Raw genomic sequence first — 16,627 nt, 5'->3', positions numbered from 1 at the left:
CTCAGCCCATCTCGATGACGACGGTGGTCGGCGACGTGCTCGCCGCCCCGTCGTCATCGGCGTTCTGCGACCACTCCCCGGACGAGCGTTCCCAGGTGCGATCCTGCACCTGCACGCTGATGACGTCCTCGGCCTGCGCGTGGCTCACCGCCCAGGTCGCGGCGGCCCAGGCGCGTGCGGGGTCGCCGGCCTCCAGGCGCACCAGCGCACCCTCGATCGTGCCCGTGATCCCGAGCTGCGTGGCCGCCTTGTCGGCCACCTGGCCCGCTGATCCCCCTCCCGCGGTGTCGCCGAGGCGGCAGCGTAGGTCGGTCGCCGTGCCCTCCTGCCCGGTGAGGACGGAGGCGAGCACGCGGCCCTCCCACTCGTGGTCGGCATACGCGTCGGGGAAGGCGCTGCGCTGCACCTCCTGCGCCACCTCGGTGACCACGCCCTCGTCCCACCCCTGCACCTCGATGAGCTCGTCGTAGAAGGCGTTGCTGGCGTAGACCGGGTCGGTGATCTGCTCGACCGTGCCCCATCCCTGGCTCGGGCGCTGCTGGAACAGGCCCTGGCTGTCGGCATCGCCGTAGCGCAGGTTGCGCAGCTTGCTCTCCTGGATCGCGGTGGCCAGGGCGATGGTGGCGGCGCGTGGGGGCAGGCCCCTCTGCACCGACACGGCGGCGATGGTGGCGGCGTTGGCCGCCTGCTCCGGCGTGAGCCGGACCTCCTGGTCGGCCGCGACGAAGGTGCAGTGCTGCGGCGCGAGCTCGCTGGCGACCCAGCGCGTGCCGAGCACCGCAGCGGTCGCGCTGCCCCCGATGACGAGCGCGGGGATCAGCAGACGGGCGGTCGTCGAACGAGGCACCGCACCAGTCTAGGAGGGCACCTGCCCGCCTCCCGGCACTGGCGTAGGGTCGGTGGGGTGACCCGCCGTGACTACCACAAGGGACCGGTGACCCTCCGGGGCACGCAGGTCCCGCAGACCACGACCGACCAACGGCTCCTGGACGACGCCGGCCCCGCCGACTGGGTGCACTCCGACCCGTGGCGGGTCATGCGGATCCAGGCGGAGTTCGTCGAGGGGTTCGGCGCCCTGGCCGAGATCGGCCCGGCGGTCGCGGTCTTCGGTTCGGCGCGGACCCCGGTCGACCACCCCTACTACGCGCTCGGCGAGCGGGTCGGCCGGGCGCTCGTGGAGGCGGGGTATGCCGTCATCACCGGCGGTGGCCCGGGCGCCATGGAGGCGGCCAACAAGGGTGCGTCCGCGGCGGGCGGGACCTCGGTCGGGCTGGGCATCGAGCTTCCCTTCGAGACGGGCCTCAACGACTTCGTCGACCTGGGCGTCAACTTCCGCTACTTCTTCGTCCGCAAGACGATGTTCGTCAAGTATTCCGAGGGCTTCGTCGTGCTGCCCGGCGGGGTCGGCACGCTCGACGAGCTCTTCGAGGCCGTCACCCTCATCCAGACCGGCAAGGTGACCAACTTCCCGATCGTGCTCGTGGGGCGCGACTACTGGGCGCCGCTGCTCGACTGGTTGGAGGCGACGCTGCTCGCCGAGGGCATGATCTCCCCGGGTGACCTGGACCTTCTGCAGGTCACCGATGACGTCGACGAGGTGGTGCGCTGGGTCACGACCCGTCGCCAGCGACGCCCGGCGCCGGAGCGACGCGACGTCTGAGGGCGCCGACCGGGGGCGGTGTCCGTCACCACCCTCCTGACGTGCCATGATCTGTGCCGTGATCATCCTCGGGGTCGTCTCCGCGGTGGTCGTCCTCGGCGCGCTGCTGGCGTGGGCGGTCACCCGCCGTGAGGTGCCCGGCGTGCCTGCCGGGGTCGACACGCAGTCCGCACGAGGGCTGGGGGCCGGGCCGGTGGGACCGCACGACGTCCGCGCGCTGCGCTTCGACCAGGCACTGCGGGGATATCGCATGCACCAGGTGGACGCCGCCCTGGAGCGGCTCGTGGAGGAACTGGCAGAACGGGACGCCGAGATCGACCGGCTCCGGGGGGCACGGCCCGCCGCGGAGCACCGCGCGACGACGGCCGAGGGGGAGCGATGAACGACGTGCGACAGCCGGATCTCACGGTCGGTCCGGACGGGGTGACCCGGTGCGGGTGGCCCGGGATCCACCATGCGGACTACCGCGACTACCACGACCGTGAGTGGGGCAAGCCCGTGCACGGCGAGGCGGCGTTGCTGGAGCGGCTGTGCCTGGAGGGCTTCCAGACCGGGCTGTCCTGGCTGGTGATCCTGCGCAAGCGACCGGGCTTCCGCCGCGCTTTCGCCGACTTCGACGCCGAGGTCGTGGCCCGGTATACCGAGGCCGACGTGCAGCGGCTGCTCACCGACGAGTCCATCGTCCGCAACCGGCGCAAGATCGAGGCCACCGTCGCCAACGCCCGGGCGACCCTGGAGCTGCGCGAGCACGGCGGGCTCGAGGAGCTCCTGTGGACCCACGCTCCTGAGCCGACGCCGCGCCCCCGCGTCTTCGCCGACGTCCCCACCCAGACGACGGAGTCCGAGCTGCTCGCCAAGCGGCTGCGCAAGGTCGGCTTCGAGCAGGTGGGCCCCACGACGCTGTATGCCGCCATGCAGGCCTGCGGACTCGTCGATGACCATCTCGTCGGATGCTTCCGGGCGGGTTCCTCCCGGTCCGGGGCCCGGCTGCCGGAGATGCGCGCGACCTCATGACCCTGGCCGCCCCCGGGCGGGCACCGGGGAGGGTCGCCCGCCACCGCGGGACCCTGCGCTTCGCCGGGGCCGTCCTGCTCCTGTGGACGGTGCTGCGGGGCATCAGCACGGTGATCCTCGTGCGGTTGGCCCACGACCACCAGGACCCGTCCGTCTACGACGACCCGGGGGTGGGGCTCTACTTCCAGTTCGCGACCCTGTGGGACGGGCAGTGGTACGAGCGGATCGCCACCGAGGGCTATCCCGACGACCTGCCGGTGGGCGCCGACGGGGAGGTCCGGCAGAACCCGTGGGCCTTCTACCCGACCTTCCCGCTCCTGGCCCGCGGTCTCATGGCGCTCACCGGGTGGCCGTTCGCGGTCGCCGGCCCGGTCGTCGCCACGCTCCTGGGGTATGCCGCCGCTCTCGTCGTCGCCGGCCTGCTCCGCGAGCGGGTCGGCGCCGCTGGTGCCCTGGCCGGGGTGGCGCTCCTCGGCGCCTACCCGAGCTCCCCGACCTTCCAGGTCGCCTACACCGAGTCGCTCGCGCTGCTCGTGCTCGCGGCCGCCCTGTGGCTGCTCGTGCGGGAGCGCTGGTGGGCGGCCGGGGTGGTGGCCCTGCTCACCGGTCTGGCGCGGCCGGTCGCCCTGCCGCTGGGGCTCGTGGCCCTCGTGGTCGTGGTCGCCCGGTGGAGGCGGCGGGGGAGTCGACCCGTGTCGCCCCGGGAGTATGCCGGGATGGCGGCCGCCCTGGTGGGGTGCGGGCTCGCGGGCCTGGTGTGGCCGGGCATCGCCTGGCTGCGGACGGGCCGCGCGGACGCCTACACCTCGACCATGTCCGCCTGGCGCGGCGGCGAGGATGTGCAGCCCTTCCTGCCGAGCATCGAGCGTGCGCAGTGGCTCTGGGGCGACCTCCTGGGCCTCGTGGTCCTCGCGGCGGGCCTCGGGCTGCTCGTGCTCGCCGTGCTGGGGCCGTGGGCCGCCGGGCTCGGCCTGGCCCCTGCGCACGTGGTGCCTGGGCTACGCGTTCTACCTCTTCGCGGCCCTCGACCCGTGGACGAGCCTCTACCGCTACCTCATGCTGCTCTTCCCGCTCTTCGTCGTGCTCGCGGGGGCGGGGTGGGCGCCGGGCACCGGGCGGGACACCCCCAGGTGGCTGCTCGTCGTCCGCACCGTCGTGCTGGCGGGGCTCATGATCGGCTGGCAGGTGTGGTGGGGGTGGTACCTCTTCAGGTTCGAGCCACCCAGCGACTACCCGCCATGACCGGGGAGGGGGTCAGCGGCCCGAGAAGACCGGCTTCTCCTTGGCCAGGAAGGGCCGCGACGGCGGCGCGATGGTCGGCGCTCGTGCCCGTCCTGGTCATGAGCGACTCCTCGACCTCGAGCGACTCGGCGAGGCCGTGCCCGGCGGAGAAGGCGACCGCCCGCCGCACGGCGCCGTAGGCGAGCGTCGGACCGGCCGCCAGCCGGCGCGCGACCTCCATCACCCGGCCCATGAGGTCCTCGTCCGGGACGACCTCGGTGGCGAGCCCGAGGGTGAGCGCCTCCTGCGAGGGGACCGTCCGGGGGAAGAGCAGGAGCTCCTTGGCGCGGGCGGTGCCGATGAGCCGCGGGAGGGACCAGGAGGTGCCGGAGTCGCAGGAGAGGGCGATGCCGGTGAAGGCGAGGTTGAACCCGGCGGAGTCCGCGACGTAGCGCAGGTCGCAGGCGAAGGCGAAGGCCGCGCCCGCGCCGGCGGCCACGCCGTTGACCGCCGCGAGGACCGGCTTGTCCATGGTCGCCAGCAGCTCCACCACAGGGTTGTAGTGCTCGGCGACCGTGCGCCACAACGCCTCGGCGTCCTCGGCCAGCAGGGTGACGTGCTCCTTGAGGTCCTGCCCGACGCAGAAGGCCCGGCCGGTCCCGGTGAGGACCACGCAGCGGACGTCGGCGTCCTCGGCAACCGCGTGCAGTGCCGCGAGGAGGGCTTCCTTGGTCGCCACGTCGAGGGAGTTCATCGCGTCGGGGCGGTCGAGCCGGACGACCGCGACACCGGTGTCGGCGTCGCGCTCGACCTGGACGGGTGAGGCAGCGGTGCTCATCCGGTCAACCTATCGGCTCGCCGCGTCGAGCACGTCATCGACGTGGCGGTCGGCGGCCGGGGCCAGCGCGGCCGCCAGGGCCAGGAAGTGGCGACGGGCCTGGTGGCCGGGCCAGTCGTGGGGGAGCACCTCTGGCGGCAGGTCGGGGTCCCGGAAGAGGAAGCGTCGCCACTCGTGGACGAGGATCGTGCGCTCGCGGTAGGCGCGCTCGGGGCCGAGGCCAGTCACCCCTGAGGGGGGAGCGAGACCTGCGGCGAAACGCCGGTGCTCCTGCGCGAGGCCGCCCAGGTCCCACACGCGGTCGGCCAGCCCGGCCGCGTGCTGCGCGGGGGTCAGGGCGCCGTGCACCGCCACCCAGCCCACCCCGAGGGGGGCGAGCGAGGGCTCGAGCTCTGGGCTGGGGCGGGGACTGACCCAGCCGCCGGACCCCAGCCGGCCGTACCCGAGGTAGGTCAGGGTCCGGGTCACCTGTTCGCGACGGCGACGGTCGCCCCCGGAGTCGACGTGCACCATGTGCCACTGTCCGTCCCAGGCGGGCGGTGCGGTGGCGTAGACACGGTCGTGCGCCCGCTCCCAGCGCTGGCGCGCCCGCGCGCTCGCGGCATACCCCCGCACCCCCGACTCAGAGCGCGCCTCGAGCCACCCCTGGGCCACGAGCCGGGAGATCGCGGTGCGGGTCGCCGGGCCCGCCACGTCGACCGTCGCGGTGAGGGCGAGCAGCGCCGACACCGGGGCCCACCAGCCACGTCGCCGCAGGTGGTCGCCGAAAAGATCGACGACGGCGGAGCGGGCGTGCACGGTGACAGTGTGCCCCACACCGGGCCACCCCGATTAGGCACGGCGCGAGCGAGGGGGGATAATCGTGGGGGAATGGCTCCGTCGACACCGCGGCGGACGAGCGGCTCAGGCCGCGCCACGAGGAAGGGCAACCATGGCAGCAATGAAGCCTCGCACCGGGGACGGTCCGCTGGAAGTGACCAAGGAGGGCCGCGGCATCGTCCTGCGGATGCCTCTAGAAGGCGGTGGCCGGCTCGTCGTCGAGATGAACGCCGAGGAAGCCAGTGCCCTCGGTGATGCCATCAAGGACTGCGTCGGCTGAGACCGACGTCGCCGCAGCACTGTCGGCACAGCAGAGCCCCTGGACGCGGGTGTCGTCCGGGGGCTCTTGCGTTGCTCATCGCTTGACGGCGACGAAGAGCCCGTCCCCCACGGGCAGCAGGGCCGGCACGAGGCCGTCCTCGTCGCGCAGGCTCTTGCCGAGGTCGCGCAGGATGGTCGTGGTTTCGTCGCGGGCGGCCGGGTCGGCCACCTTGTCGTGCCACAGCATGTTGTCGAGGATGAGCAGCCCGCCCGGCCGCAGCAGCCGCAGGGCGGCTTCCACGTAGACCGGGTAGCCGTCCTTGTCGGCGTCCACGAGGACGAGGTCGTAGGCGCCGTCGGTGAGGCGACCGAGGACCGCGGCCGCGTCGCCGCTGATGACGCGGGTGCGCTGCGGGGGGATGCCGGCCGCGGCATACGCCTCACGGGCCGCGCGCTGGTGCTCCGGGTCGCTGTCGATCGTCGTGAGGATGCCGTCGCGCGGCATGCCCTGCAGCAGCCACAGGCCTGAGCTCCCCGCGCCGGTGCCGACCTCCACGACGTGCGCCGCCTGCACGGCCGCGGCCAGCAGCCGCAGCGTGGCGCCGGCCCCGTTGCCGAGCGGGGTCGCGCCGAGCTCCTCGCCGCGGCGCTGGGCCGACTCGATGACGGGATGGGGGGCGATGAAGTCCTCGGCGTAGGCGACCGAGGATGCCTTGGGTGCTGCCATGGGCCGTAGCCTATCCCGCCCGCATCGTCCAGCCTCCTCCCAGCCGCTCCTGGCAGCCTTGACCCATGTCGACGTCGGACTGGGTCCCTCCCAGCTGGGAGGACATCGTGCGCGAGCACTCGCCCCGGGTCTATCGGCTGGCCTACCGGCTGACCGGCGACCCGCACGAGGCGGAGGACCTCACGCAGGATGTCTTCGTTCGCGTGTTCCGCTCCCTCGACTCCTTCCGCCCCGGCACCTTCGAGGGGTGGCTGCACCGCATCACCACCAACCTCTTCCTGGACAAGGTGCGGCGGCGTCAGCGCATCCGCTTCGACGCCCTCACCGATGAGCTGTCGGCCCGGTTGCCGCTGCGTGCGACGGGCACGGATCCCGAGCAGGTCTACGCCATGACCCACCTCGACGGGGAGATCCAGGACGCCCTCAACGCGCTGCCGCCGCAGTTCCGGGCTGCCGTGGTGCTCTCCGACATCGAGGGCTACTCCTATGAGGAGGTCGCCCAGACCCTGGGCATCAAGATGGGCACCGTGCGCTCCCGCATCCACCGCGGTCGCGCCCTGCTGCGGCAGTCGCTGGCCCACCGTCGGCCGACCCCGGGTGCTCGCGCGAGCGGCGCCGGCCTCGGCCGACCGGCCGCTGCGATGGGCTGAGGGCGACGCTGGCAGAATCGGCAGGCATGACCGACCCCACCGCGCCACAGGCTGTCGAGAGCGCCCCCCGCCCGCCCGGGCCGGGACCGAGCCGACCGGTCGCGCGGCGGTCTCCCCGCCGCTCCCTCCTCCCGGTGGTCCTGGTCGCGGTCATCAGCGGGCTCATCGGGGGGCTGGGTGGTGCCGTCCTGGCCGACCGGCTCGACCCGGAGCAGTCGCAGGCCAGCCCAGCGGAGCCTGTGGACGACGCCTCGTCGGCGGACGCCGCGCCCAGCGCCCCCGTCGTCGAGCCCGTGGAGTCCGACGGCACGATCAGCGGGCTGTCCCGGGCCGTGCTGCCCAGCGTCGCCCTCATCTCGATCGGTCAGGACGGTGAGCTCGGGCTGGGGTCGGGCTTCGTCGTCCGGGCCGATGGCTACCTCGTCACCAACCACCACGTCATCGAGGCCGCCGGGGAGGACGACCCCATCGTCGTGGAGTTCCCCGGCGAGGAGCCGCTCGAGGCGGAGGTGGTCGGATCGGATCAGGCCTACGACATCGCCGTCCTGCAGGTGGAGCGCGACGACCTTACCCCCCTGGCCTTCGCGGACTCCGACGAGGTCGAGGTGGGGCAGACCGTGGTCGCGGTGGGCGCCCCGCTCGGGCTCGACAGCACGGTCACCAGCGGCATCGTCTCGGCGCTGGACCGACCGGTCGTGGCCGGGGACACCCAGGAGAGCACGAGCTACATCAGCGCCATCCAGACCGACGCGGCGATCAACCCCGGCAACTCCGGCGGGCCGCTGCTCGACCTGTCCCGCCAGGTCGTCGGGGTCAACTCGGCCATCGCGCAGGTGCCGCAGGCGGCCGGGTTCGGGGGGCCCTCGGGCAGCATCGGACTGGGCTTCGCCATCCCGGCCGAGCAGGCCGACCGCACGGCCACCCAGCTCATCGAGACCGGCACCAGCGAGTACCCCGTCATGGGGGTCCTCGTCGACCTCACCTACACCGGGGACGGCGCACGGGTCCAGTCGGGGAGCGCCGGGGAGGCCCCGCCGGTCGTCCCTGGCGGGCCCGCCGACCTCGCCGGTGTCCGACCCGGTGACGTCATCGTGTCCGTGGACGGGACGACCATCCGCGACTCCCAGCACCTCATCGTCGTGCTGCGCTCCTACGCTGTCGGCGACACCGTGGAGATGGAACTGCGCACCGCCGACGACCGAGAGCGCACGGTGAGCATCGCGCTGGTCGGCTCGGGGGACTAGGTAGGGTGGGCGCGACAGCGCGTCGGGCCGGACGACGCGGCCCGGCGAGCGGAGGAGCGGCGTGATCGGCAACTTCGCGGGTGGCGAGATCCTGCTGCTCATCCTGGCCGCGCTCATCATCCTCGGCCCGACCCGGCTGCCCGGGTATGCCGCCAAGCTCGGCCAGGGCGTGCGCTACCTGCGGGACCTCGCCGAGGGGGCCAAGGGGCAGCTGCGTGACGAGCTCGGGCCCGGTTTCGACGACATCGACTGGCAGCAGCTGGACCCTCGGCAGTATGACCCGCGGCGGATCGTCCGGGAGGCCCTGACCGAGCCGAGGAGCTCGTCCGCGAGCTCCTCGACCACGGCCTCGACGAGCGCGAAGGCGCAACCGTCGGTCAAACCGGTCTCGGCCCGCATGGCCCCGGCCTCCGGCACGCGCTTCGACCCGACGAGGCCCACGCCCTACGACACCGACGCGACCTGACCGGGTGTGTGGGCGCGGTAGTTCCTGAGCTCGAGGACTGGGAGGTCGAGCTGCACTAGCCCGGCCGCAGGCGGGCGCGCTCGTGCACGGGGCAGGCCCGCCGCCCCGGTATGGATCAGGCCCGGACGGTGGGGGTGATGCCGAGCTTGCGGCCGGCGAGCCCACGGCCGCGGCGGGCCAGCTGACGGGCGACGCCGCGCAACGCGGTGGCGGCGGGGGAGTCGGGGCCGTCCGTCGCGACGACGGGCGCGCCGTGGTCACCGCCCTCGCGAAGGGCCACGTCCAGGGGGATCTGACCCAGCAGGGGCACCTGCGCACCGATCGAGCGGGAGAGGGAGTTGGCGACGGCCTGGCCCCCACCGCTGCCGAAGAGCTCGGTCCGCGTGCCGTCGGGCAGCTCGAGCCAGGACATGTTCTCGATGACCCCGGCCAGCCGCTGGTGGGTCTGCAGCGCGATGGCGCCCGCGCGCTCGGCGACCTCGGCGGCAGCCTGCTGCGGGGTCGTGACCACGAGCAGCTCGCTGCTCGGCAGCAGCTGGGCCACCGTGATCGCGATGTCGCCGGTGCCCGGCGGGAGGTCGAGCAGGAGCACGTCGAGGTCGCCCCAGTAGACGTCGCCGAGGAACTGCTGCATGGCGCGGTGCAGCATGGGACCACGCCACACGACGGGCTGGTTGCCGGGGACGAACATCCCGATGGAGATGACCTTGACCCCGCTCGGCTCGGCGACCGGCGGCAGGATCATGTCGTCGACCTGGGTCGGGGGCTGGGTGATGCCCATCATGCGCGGCACGGAGAAGCCGTAGATGTCGGCGTCCACGACGCCGACCCGCAGCCCTTCGTCGGCGAGGGCCACCGCCAGGTTGACCGTCACCGACGACTTCCCGACGCCACCCTTGCCGGAGGCGACGGCATACACCGTGGTGAGGGAGTCGGGCCGGGCGAAGGGGATCTCCCGCTCGGCCTGGCCGCCCCGCAGCTGGTCGCGCAGGGCGCCGCGCTGCTCATCGCTCATGACCCCGAGCCGGACGTCGACGCCGGTCACGTGCTCGACCTCGCTCACCGCAGCCGTGACGTCACGGGTGATGGTGTCCTTGAGCGGGCAGCCCGGGACGGTGAGCAGCACGGTGACCTGGACGTGCCCGTCCTCGGTGGCGTCCACGGCCTCGAGCATCCCGAGCTCGGTGATCGGCTTCTTGATCTCGGGGTCGTTGACACGGGCGAGGGCAGCGTGCAGGGCGTCGGTGCTGGGGACGGGCATACCCACCATGGTAGGCGCCGGTCCGGGCCGGCCCGACGCCCGGTCGGTGCCGTGCGGCCTCAGCCGGAGCGACCCCGACGGCCGCCGGGGTCGCGATCACCGGCGTCCTGCCCGCGGGGGTCCTCGGCCTCGGCGCGGTCCTGCTCCCGCAGCTCCTCGAGCAGGTCGCGCAGCTCGGAGCGGACGAAGTCACGGGTGGCGACGTCCCGCATCGCGAGTCGCAGCGCGGCGACCTCGCGGGTGAGGAACTCGGTGTCGGCCTGGGTGCGCTCGTCGCGGGCGCGGTCCTGACCCATCTGCACCTTGTCCCGGTCGTCCTGACGGTTCTGCGCCAGCAGGATCAGCGGCGCGGCGTAGGAGGCCTGGAGGCTCAGCATGAGGGTGAGGAAGATGAAGGCGTAGGGGTCGAAGCGCGCGCCGGCGGGCAGCACGGTGTTCCAGGCGATCCAGACGAGGACGAACAACGTCATCCAGACCAGGAAGCGCGCGGTGCCCATGAACCGGGCGAAGCGCTCGGCGAAGGCGCCGAAGACCTCGGGGTCCATCCGCGCCTGCGGCATCCATCGGGACTGCTTGACCAGCGGCTGGTCCAGCCGGGGGCCGCTGGTCTTGGCCTCGGCCGCGCTGCGGCTGCCCCCGCGCGAGCGCGCGGTGTGACGGGTGGGCTCAGACATCCTCGGCCTCCGTCAGGTCGGCCTCGCGCCAGTCGTCGGGGAGGATGTGGTCCAGCACGTCATCGACCGTGACCGCGCCCAGCAGCCGACCCTCGGGGTCGGCCACCGGGAGTGCCACGAGGTTGTAGGTCGCCAGGGCGCGGGTGACCATACCCAGGCTCGCGCCGGGGGAGACGGGGTCGATGTCGGTGTCGAGGATCGAGCCGACCGGCTGGTGCGGAGCCTCGCGCAGCAGCCGCTGGATGTGGATGCTGCCGAGGAGACGCCCGGTGGGGGTCTCGTGGGGCGGACGGGTGACGTAAACGAGCGAGGCGGTCGCGGGGTGCAGCTCCTCGCGCCGGACCAGGGCCAGCGCCTCGGCGATGCTGGCCTCCGGCCCGAGGATGACCGGCTCGGTGGTCATGAGACCGCCCGCGGTGTTCTCGTCGTAGGTCAGCAGGCGGCGCAGGTCGGCGGCCTCGTCGGGCTCCATGAGGGCGAGCAGCTCCTCCTGGACCGCCTCGGGGAGGTCGGAGAGCAGGTCGGTCGCGTCGTCGGGCTGCATCACCTCGAGGATGTCCGCGGCGCGCTCGGTCGGCAGGTGGGTGAGGATCTCCATCCGGTCGTCGTCGGGCAGCTCCTCCAGCACGTCGGCGAGGGTCTCGTCGTCCAGCGCGTCGGCCACCTCCGCCCGGCGCTTCGCGGACAGGTCGTGGATCGCCTCGGCGAGGTCCTGCGGCTTGAGGTCCTCGTAGGCCTCGAGCAGGGCGGTCGCCGCCTGGGGCGGCCCCTGCTCCTGCAGCCCGTCCACGGCCTCGATGTCAGCCAGCAGCGTCTCGCCACGTCGACGCCGCAGCAGGCCGCGGCGGGGTGCCTCGTCCCGGCCCTTGCGGACGAAGATCTTGGTGATCCGCCAGTCGCCGCCCCGCTGCTGGTCCATCGCCATGTCCTCGACCACGGCCGGGTGGCGGTCCTCGCCGTCGCTCACGGTGACCTGGCGGTCGAAGAGCTCACCGACGACCAGGGTCTCACCGGCCCGCTGCTCGAAACGTCGCATGTTGACCAGCCCGGTCGTGATCACCTGTCCGGCGTCGATGGAGGTCACCCGGGTGATGGGCACGAACACGCGGCGGCGGCCCGGCACCTCGACGACCAGGCCGATGACCCGGGGGCCCTGCGAGGCCGACCGCGTGGTGAGCGTCACGACGATGTCGCGCACGCGTCCGACCTCGTCGCCCAGCGGGTCGAAGACGCTCAAGCCGTTCAGTCGGGCGACGAAGACGCGGTGGGTGCTCACCCCAGGAAGGATACGTCGCGGGCCTGCTCCGGGAGTTCAGCCGAGGCGACCGGGATGGCGCAGGGGGCCCAGGCGTAGGCACAATGAGCAGGTGACTACTCCCACCGGCGCCCGTCGTCCGCTGCCCCGGCCGACCCTCGACCTCGACTACCCCAAGAGCATCGGGGTCTTCGAGCGCTACGACCAGGCCCAGGAGGCCGTCGACTACCTCTCCGACCAGGAGTTCCCGGTCGACCAGGTGCTCATCGTCGGGACCGACCTCAAGCAGGTCGAGCGCGTGACCGGCCGCCTCACCACCGGGCGGGTGGCGCTGGGCGGTGCGCTGTCCGGAGTCTGGCTCGGGCTCTTCGTCGGTCTCATCTTCGCCCTCTTCGCGGCACCGCAGGACGCCCTCATGACCGTCCTCTGGACCGCCGTGTTCGGTGCCGTCTTCGGGCTGGTCTGGGGCCTCATCGGCTATGCCTTCACCCGCGGTCGCCGCGACTTCACCTCGGTGACGCAGGTCGTCGCCACCCGCTACGAGGTGCTCACCGAGCACAAGCTCCTGGAGCAGGCGCGTGACCTGCTCGACCGCCGCGGGCTGGCCTGAGCCGCCCTCAGTCCCGTCGGCCGCCGGCCTGGACCCAGGCCTCGACCTCGGGCACCGTGCGCGGCAGCATGGCCGAGAGGTTGCGCATACCGTCCGCGGTGACGACGACGTCGTCCTCGATGCGGACGCCGATCCCGCGCAGCTCCTCCGGGACGAGCAGGTCGTCGGCCTTGAAGTACAGCCCGGGCTCCACGGTCAGCACCATGCCCTCGCGCAGCTCGGCGTCGACGTAGTCCTCCCGCAGCGCCTGCGCGCAGTCGTGCACGTCGATGCCCAGGTGGTGGCTGGTGCCGTGGACCATCCACCGGCGGTGGAACTGCCCCTGCTCGGCGTCCAGGGTCTGCTCGAGCGTGACGTCGTCCGGCAGCAGGCCCCACTCCAGCAGGTGGCGGGCGATGACCTCGATGGCGGCCGCGTGGACGTCCTTGAAGCGGTTGCCGGGCCGCACGGCGGCCAGGCCGGCCTCCTGCGCCTCCAGGACGGCCTCGTAGACCCGTCGCTGCGGCTCGGTGAAACGGCCCGACACCGGCACGGTGCGGGTGACGTCGGCGGTGTAGAGCGCATCGGTCTCCACGCCGGCGTCGAGCAGCAGCAGCTCGCCCTCGTGGATCTCGCCGGTGTTGCGGATCCAGTGCAGCGTCGTCGCATGGTCACCGGCCGCGCAGATCGAGTCATACCCCACCCCGTTGCCGGTATGCCGTGCGTGCAGCCCGAAGACGCCCTCCACCCAGCGCTCGCCGCGGCCCCGGCGGACCGCCTCGGGGAGATTCTCGAGCACGGCGTCGAAGGCGACGGCCGTCGCGTCGACGGCCTCCTGCATCTGCTCGACCTCCCAGGCGTCCTTGACCATCCGCATGGTCGACAGGCTCCGGGTCAGCTCGAGGTCGGCCTCCTCGAGGGCCTCCACCTCACCCTGCGCGCCGAGCCCCGACTGCTCACGCACCCGGTCGACGGTGGCTGCCACCTCCCGGTCGGCGTCCCGGACCACCCGGAGGGCCAGATTGGAGGGGCCGACGTCCTTGGCCACCGCGTCGGGGAGCTCCGACAGGTGCCGGGTGGCCAGGCCGAGCTCGGCGGCGGCGGAGGCGAGCGTGGGGCGCGAGCCCACCCAGAACTCGCCGGAGCGCGAGTCGGCGAAGAACTCCTCGCTGTCACGGTCGGCGAGCGGGAGGAAGAAGAGGGTCGCCTCGTGCCCCTCGCCGGAGGGCAGCGGGTCGAGCACGAGCACGGCATCGGGCTCGCGGTCCGCCCCGAGCCCGGTGAGGTGGGCGAACGCGCTGTGCGGGCGGAAGACGTAGTCGGTGTCGTTGCTGCGGATCTTCAGGCCGCCCGCGGGGATGACCAGACGCTCGCCGGGGAAGGCGGTGGAGACCGCGCGACGCCGGTCGGCGGCATACCGCGCCGCCTGGGTCAGCTCGGGGAGGTCGCTCCCGCGGGGTGCCCACCCCTCGCGCATGAAGGCCATGAAGGCCTCGCCCGTCGGACGGTTCCGGTGCTCTGCCTTGTGCTGCTTCTCACTCACCCGGCTCATCGTAGGTGGTGCCCAGGGATCACCGAGCGGACGGTCAGCCGGGAGCCCTAGGCTGGTCCCCGATGAGCGAGTACACCCCTCTGACCAGCATGCCCGGCGAGGTGACCGGTCCCCAGCGGATCGCCCGCCCGCAACTGATCCCCGCAGCCCGTCTCGGTCGGCACCTCAAGGATGCCGCCGTGCACGTCGTCCGGTCCAGCTCGCCGCCGACCAAGGCGCTGGGCATCCGGACCGATGCCGATCAGGCCAGCCAACGGCACGCCCGAGCCGTCTGCGACCTCGCGCTGCGCGTCGGCGAGGCGCTGCTGTCCACCGGTGCCTCGGCCGCCGACACGGTGGCCATCGTCCTGCGGCTCGGGCACGCCTACGGCATCCGCTCGATGCACATCGACATCACCTACACCTCGATCTCGGTGTCGGTGCACCGCGGCGTGGACGAGGACTCCCTCACCGTCATGCGCGTCATCACCGACCGGGCGCCGGACTACACCCGGCTCGAGGCCGTGCAGGAGCACATCGACTCCATCATCCGCTCGGCCGAGGCCAGCAGCGAGGGTCCCTCGATGGACGTCGACTCCGCCCGGGCCCAGCTCACGTCGCTGCTCTCCTCGCCCCACCCGTACCGCCGCTGGGTCGTCACCGCGGGCGCGGCGATCATGTCGGTCGGCGTCGTCATGCTCTTCGGGGCCGGCCCGCTGATGTGGGCCGTGGCGGCCGTCTCGGCGGCCGTCGTCGACCGGGTGCAGCGCGTCCTCTACATCTGGGGGATCGCCGCCTTCTTCACCCAGGTCCTCAGCGCGGCCATCCCCACCGGCATCGCGCTCATCATGTATGCCGTCGGCCGGGAGACACCCTCGGTGGTCGTCATCTCCGGCATCGTCGTCCTCCTGGCGGGGCTGGGGGTCCTGGGCGCCGCGCAGGACGCGATCGACGGCTACTACGTGACGGCCGGCGCCCGTGGTCTCGAGGTCGTCATGATGACCCTGGGCATCGCGGTCGGGGTCGCGATGGTCATGGGGATCTCCCGGTGGTTCGGGGTGTCGATGGAGGTCTCACCCATCGTCATGCTGGGTGGCACCCCGCTCATCTCGACGGTCGGAGCGATGCTCATCGCCCTGGGGTTCTGCCTCAGCACCTACTCCGGCACCCGTGCCACGCTCATCAGCGTGGGGGTCGCCGTGCCGGCCTGGCTGGTGCTCGAGGTCGGACTCTTCGTGGGGCTGGCGACTCCCGTCGGTGTCGCGTTCGCGGCGGCGCTCGTCGGGGCGCTCGCCTACGCCGCGTTCCGGACCCTCCACGTGCCGGAGGCGGCCATCGCGACGGCCGGGATCGTCTCGCTGCTGCCGGGCCTCGCGGTCTACCGCGCGATCTACGTCATCATGCAGAACGACCCGGCGACCGTCTCCGAAGCGGTGATCTACTTCGTCGACGCGATCGCCACCGGGCTCGGCCTGGCGGGCGGTCTGGCCATTGGTGGCTTCCTCGCACGCCGCAAGTTCGGTCTGGACCGCGCGGCGATGCGGGCGCGGCGCCGCTCCCGGGGCACCTACGTCGCCGAGCCCTGATCCGCTGCGGCGGACCAGGGCTCGGTGGGGGAGCGGGCGGTCCGCCGCGGCGGACGCCGAGGGTGCTCAGTCGTTCCAGGACCAGCTGGCCAGCAGGTCGTCCAGGACCGGGGCGGCGTCCTCCGCCTGGCTCTCCACGGCCGAGAGCGTCACGACGTAGAGCGTGCCCTCGTGGGACACCCAGCGCTGGGTCTGGTGGACCGTCGTGTCCTGGACCTCGCGCACCAGCGTGTAGCCGGGCGCGCGGTTGCCGTCCACCTCCGCAGGCTCGAGCAGCTCGTACTCGCCGTCCTCCCCGGCCAGCTCCTCCGCCGCGTTCTCGACCGCCGAGGTGAGGTTGCCGACGTACTCCTCCTCGGTGATGACGATGTTGCTGTAGAAGGAGTCGACCCGCTCGCTGTCGCGCGCCGCGAGGACGGCGGTCTCCGTCTGCTCCTGCGCGGTGGACGTGGCGTCCTCCCACGTGCCGGGCAGGGTGACCGAGAAGGAGTCGTCGCTGGCACTGAGCGCGAGCTCCTCCGGCTCCTCGGGCGCGCTGGTCGTCGCGGCCTCCTCGGTCTGGGTGGCGCCGTCGTCGGGGGGCGAGGTCTGCTCCTGCGCGTCCTCGCTCCCGCTCGTCGTCGCGGCGTCGTCGCTCGGGTCCTCCTCGGTGGAGTCCTCGGTGGCGGTGCTCGTGGCCGGCGGCTCGGCGATGGGCTCCTCCTCGGCGCAGCCGGCGAGGGCCAGCACCGCGAGCACGGTCGCGGCTCCTGCGGTCCGGAGCGAGGCTCGGGTCGTGGTCATGCTTCTCCTCGGGGTCGGGTGCCGGTCGCGCTCGCGGCACGCGGCGGG

The 16,627-nt window shown here is 72.9% G+C and carries 18 protein-coding genes; 9 read left to right on the top strand and 9 right to left on the bottom strand.

Features of this window, described 5'->3' with window-relative positions; all coding sequences use genetic code 11:
• Position 1: 1 nt before the first annotated feature.
• A complete protein-coding gene (locus FA582_RS16640; RefSeq protein ID WP_010147964.1) occupies positions 2-847 on the bottom strand; it encodes a hypothetical protein in 846 nt (281 codons plus the stop codon).
• A gap of 57 nt (positions 848-904) precedes the next feature.
• On the opposite strand from FA582_RS16640, the gene FA582_RS11145 reads away from it, so the two are divergent.
• The 3 genes from FA582_RS11145 to FA582_RS11135 are packed head-to-tail and all read left to right on the top strand — an operon-like array spanning position 905 to position 2,674.
• A complete protein-coding gene (locus tag FA582_RS11145; protein WP_010147963.1) occupies positions 905-1,660 on the top strand; it encodes an LOG family protein in 756 nt (251 codons plus the stop codon).
• Between the two features lie 58 nt (positions 1,661-1,718).
• The gene (locus tag FA582_RS11140) at positions 1,719-2,042 is read left to right on the top strand and encodes a DivIVA domain-containing protein (RefSeq protein ID WP_010147962.1); all 324 of its coding nucleotides are present in this window, start codon (positions 1,719-1,721) and stop codon (positions 2,040-2,042) included.
• Positions 2,039-2,674 (top strand): DNA-3-methyladenine glycosylase I, encoded by a 636-nt coding sequence (locus FA582_RS11135; protein WP_010147960.1) that lies wholly within the window; start codon positions 2,039-2,041, stop codon positions 2,672-2,674. Before FA582_RS11140 ends, FA582_RS11135 begins: the two co-directional genes overlap by 4 nt.
• Before the next feature lie 1,207 nt (positions 2,675-3,881).
• Here FA582_RS11135 and FA582_RS11125 read toward each other — a convergent pair.
• Together FA582_RS11125 and FA582_RS11120 are read right to left on the bottom strand one after the other, a co-directional pair.
• On the bottom strand, positions 3,882-4,733 hold the full coding sequence (locus tag FA582_RS11125; protein ID WP_202980105.1) for an enoyl-CoA hydratase/isomerase family protein: 852 nt from the start codon (positions 4,731-4,733) through the stop codon (positions 3,882-3,884).
• A gap of 9 nt (positions 4,734-4,742) precedes the next feature.
• Positions 4,743-5,549, bottom strand: a complete 807-nt coding sequence (locus FA582_RS11120; RefSeq protein ID WP_010147957.1) for a PaaX family transcriptional regulator — start codon at positions 5,547-5,549, stop codon at positions 4,743-4,745.
• Positions 5,550-5,664: 115 nt separating this feature from the next.
• Here FA582_RS11120 and FA582_RS11115 point away from each other — a divergent pair, with 115 nt between their 5' ends.
• The gene (locus FA582_RS11115; protein ID WP_010147956.1) at positions 5,665-5,832 is read left to right on the top strand and encodes a DUF3117 domain-containing protein; all 168 of its coding nucleotides are present in this window, start codon (positions 5,665-5,667) and stop codon (positions 5,830-5,832) included.
• Between the two features lie 75 nt (positions 5,833-5,907).
• Here FA582_RS11115 and FA582_RS11110 read toward each other — a convergent pair whose 3' ends face one another.
• Entirely contained in the window at positions 5,908-6,540 is a 633-nt protein-coding gene (locus tag FA582_RS11110; protein WP_010147955.1) for an O-methyltransferase, read from the bottom strand.
• 65 nt (positions 6,541-6,605) lie between these two features.
• On the opposite strand from FA582_RS11110, the gene sigE reads away from it, so the two are divergent.
• From sigE to FA582_RS11095, 3 genes are all read left to right on the top strand, one after another.
• Positions 6,606-7,190, top strand: a complete 585-nt coding sequence (gene sigE / locus FA582_RS11105) for an RNA polymerase sigma factor SigE (RefSeq protein ID WP_010147954.1) — start codon at positions 6,606-6,608, stop codon at positions 7,188-7,190.
• Between the two features lie 26 nt (positions 7,191-7,216).
• Positions 7,217-8,434 carry a S1C family serine protease gene (locus FA582_RS11100; protein ID WP_010147953.1) on the top strand — a complete coding sequence of 406 codons (1,218 nt, stop codon included), beginning with the start codon at positions 7,217-7,219 and terminating at the stop codon, positions 8,432-8,434.
• Between the two features lie 61 nt (positions 8,435-8,495).
• Positions 8,496-8,900, top strand: a complete 405-nt coding sequence (locus tag FA582_RS11095; RefSeq protein ID WP_010147952.1) for a twin-arginine translocase TatA/TatE family subunit — start codon at positions 8,496-8,498, stop codon at positions 8,898-8,900.
• 115 nt (positions 8,901-9,015) lie between these two features.
• Here FA582_RS11095 and FA582_RS11090 read toward each other — a convergent pair whose 3' ends face one another.
• From FA582_RS11090 to FA582_RS11080, 3 genes are read right to left on the bottom strand one after another with little or no spacing between them, the layout of a single operon-like run.
• Positions 9,016-10,161, bottom strand: coding sequence for an Mrp/NBP35 family ATP-binding protein (locus FA582_RS11090; RefSeq protein WP_010147951.1), 1,146 nt, complete (start codon positions 10,159-10,161; stop codon positions 9,016-9,018).
• A gap of 59 nt (positions 10,162-10,220) precedes the next feature.
• A complete protein-coding gene (locus FA582_RS11085) occupies positions 10,221-10,835 on the bottom strand; it encodes a DUF1003 domain-containing protein (protein WP_010147950.1) in 615 nt (204 codons plus the stop codon).
• Positions 10,828-12,111 (bottom strand): magnesium transporter MgtE N-terminal domain-containing protein, encoded by a 1,284-nt coding sequence (locus tag FA582_RS11080; protein ID WP_010147949.1) that lies wholly within the window; start codon positions 12,109-12,111, stop codon positions 10,828-10,830. Before FA582_RS11080 ends, FA582_RS11085 begins: the two co-directional genes overlap by 8 nt.
• A gap of 91 nt (positions 12,112-12,202) precedes the next feature.
• Between FA582_RS11080 and FA582_RS11075 the strand changes: the two genes are divergently transcribed.
• On the top strand, positions 12,203-12,700 hold the full coding sequence (locus FA582_RS11075; protein WP_010147948.1) for a YflT domain-containing protein: 498 nt from the start codon (positions 12,203-12,205) through the stop codon (positions 12,698-12,700).
• Positions 12,701-12,707: 7 nt separating this feature from the next.
• Here the strand turns inward: FA582_RS11075 and FA582_RS11070 are convergent, their stop codons facing one another.
• Positions 12,708-14,222: an aminopeptidase P family protein gene (locus FA582_RS11070; RefSeq protein WP_010147946.1), complete on the bottom strand. Its 1,515-nt coding sequence runs from the start codon at positions 14,220-14,222 to the stop codon at positions 12,708-12,710.
• A 71-nt stretch (positions 14,223-14,293) separates the two neighbouring features.
• Between FA582_RS11070 and FA582_RS11065 the strand changes: the two genes are divergently transcribed.
• Entirely contained in the window at positions 14,294-15,796 is a 1,503-nt protein-coding gene (locus tag FA582_RS11065) for a threonine/serine exporter family protein (RefSeq protein WP_010147945.1), read from the top strand.
• 66 nt (positions 15,797-15,862) lie between these two features.
• Here the strand turns inward: FA582_RS11065 and FA582_RS11060 are convergent, their stop codons facing one another.
• Positions 15,863-16,579, bottom strand: a complete 717-nt coding sequence (locus tag FA582_RS11060; protein ID WP_010147944.1) for a DcrB-related protein — start codon at positions 16,577-16,579, stop codon at positions 15,863-15,865.
• Positions 16,580-16,627 lie beyond the last annotated feature (48 nt).

It is taken from the genome of Serinicoccus profundi (assembly GCF_008001015.1).
Classification (GTDB): Bacteria; Actinomycetota; Actinomycetes; order Actinomycetales; family Dermatophilaceae; genus Ornithinicoccus; species Ornithinicoccus profundi.
Note: the sequence above shows the minus strand (reverse complement) of the source record. Positions and strands in the feature narration are given on the sequence as shown.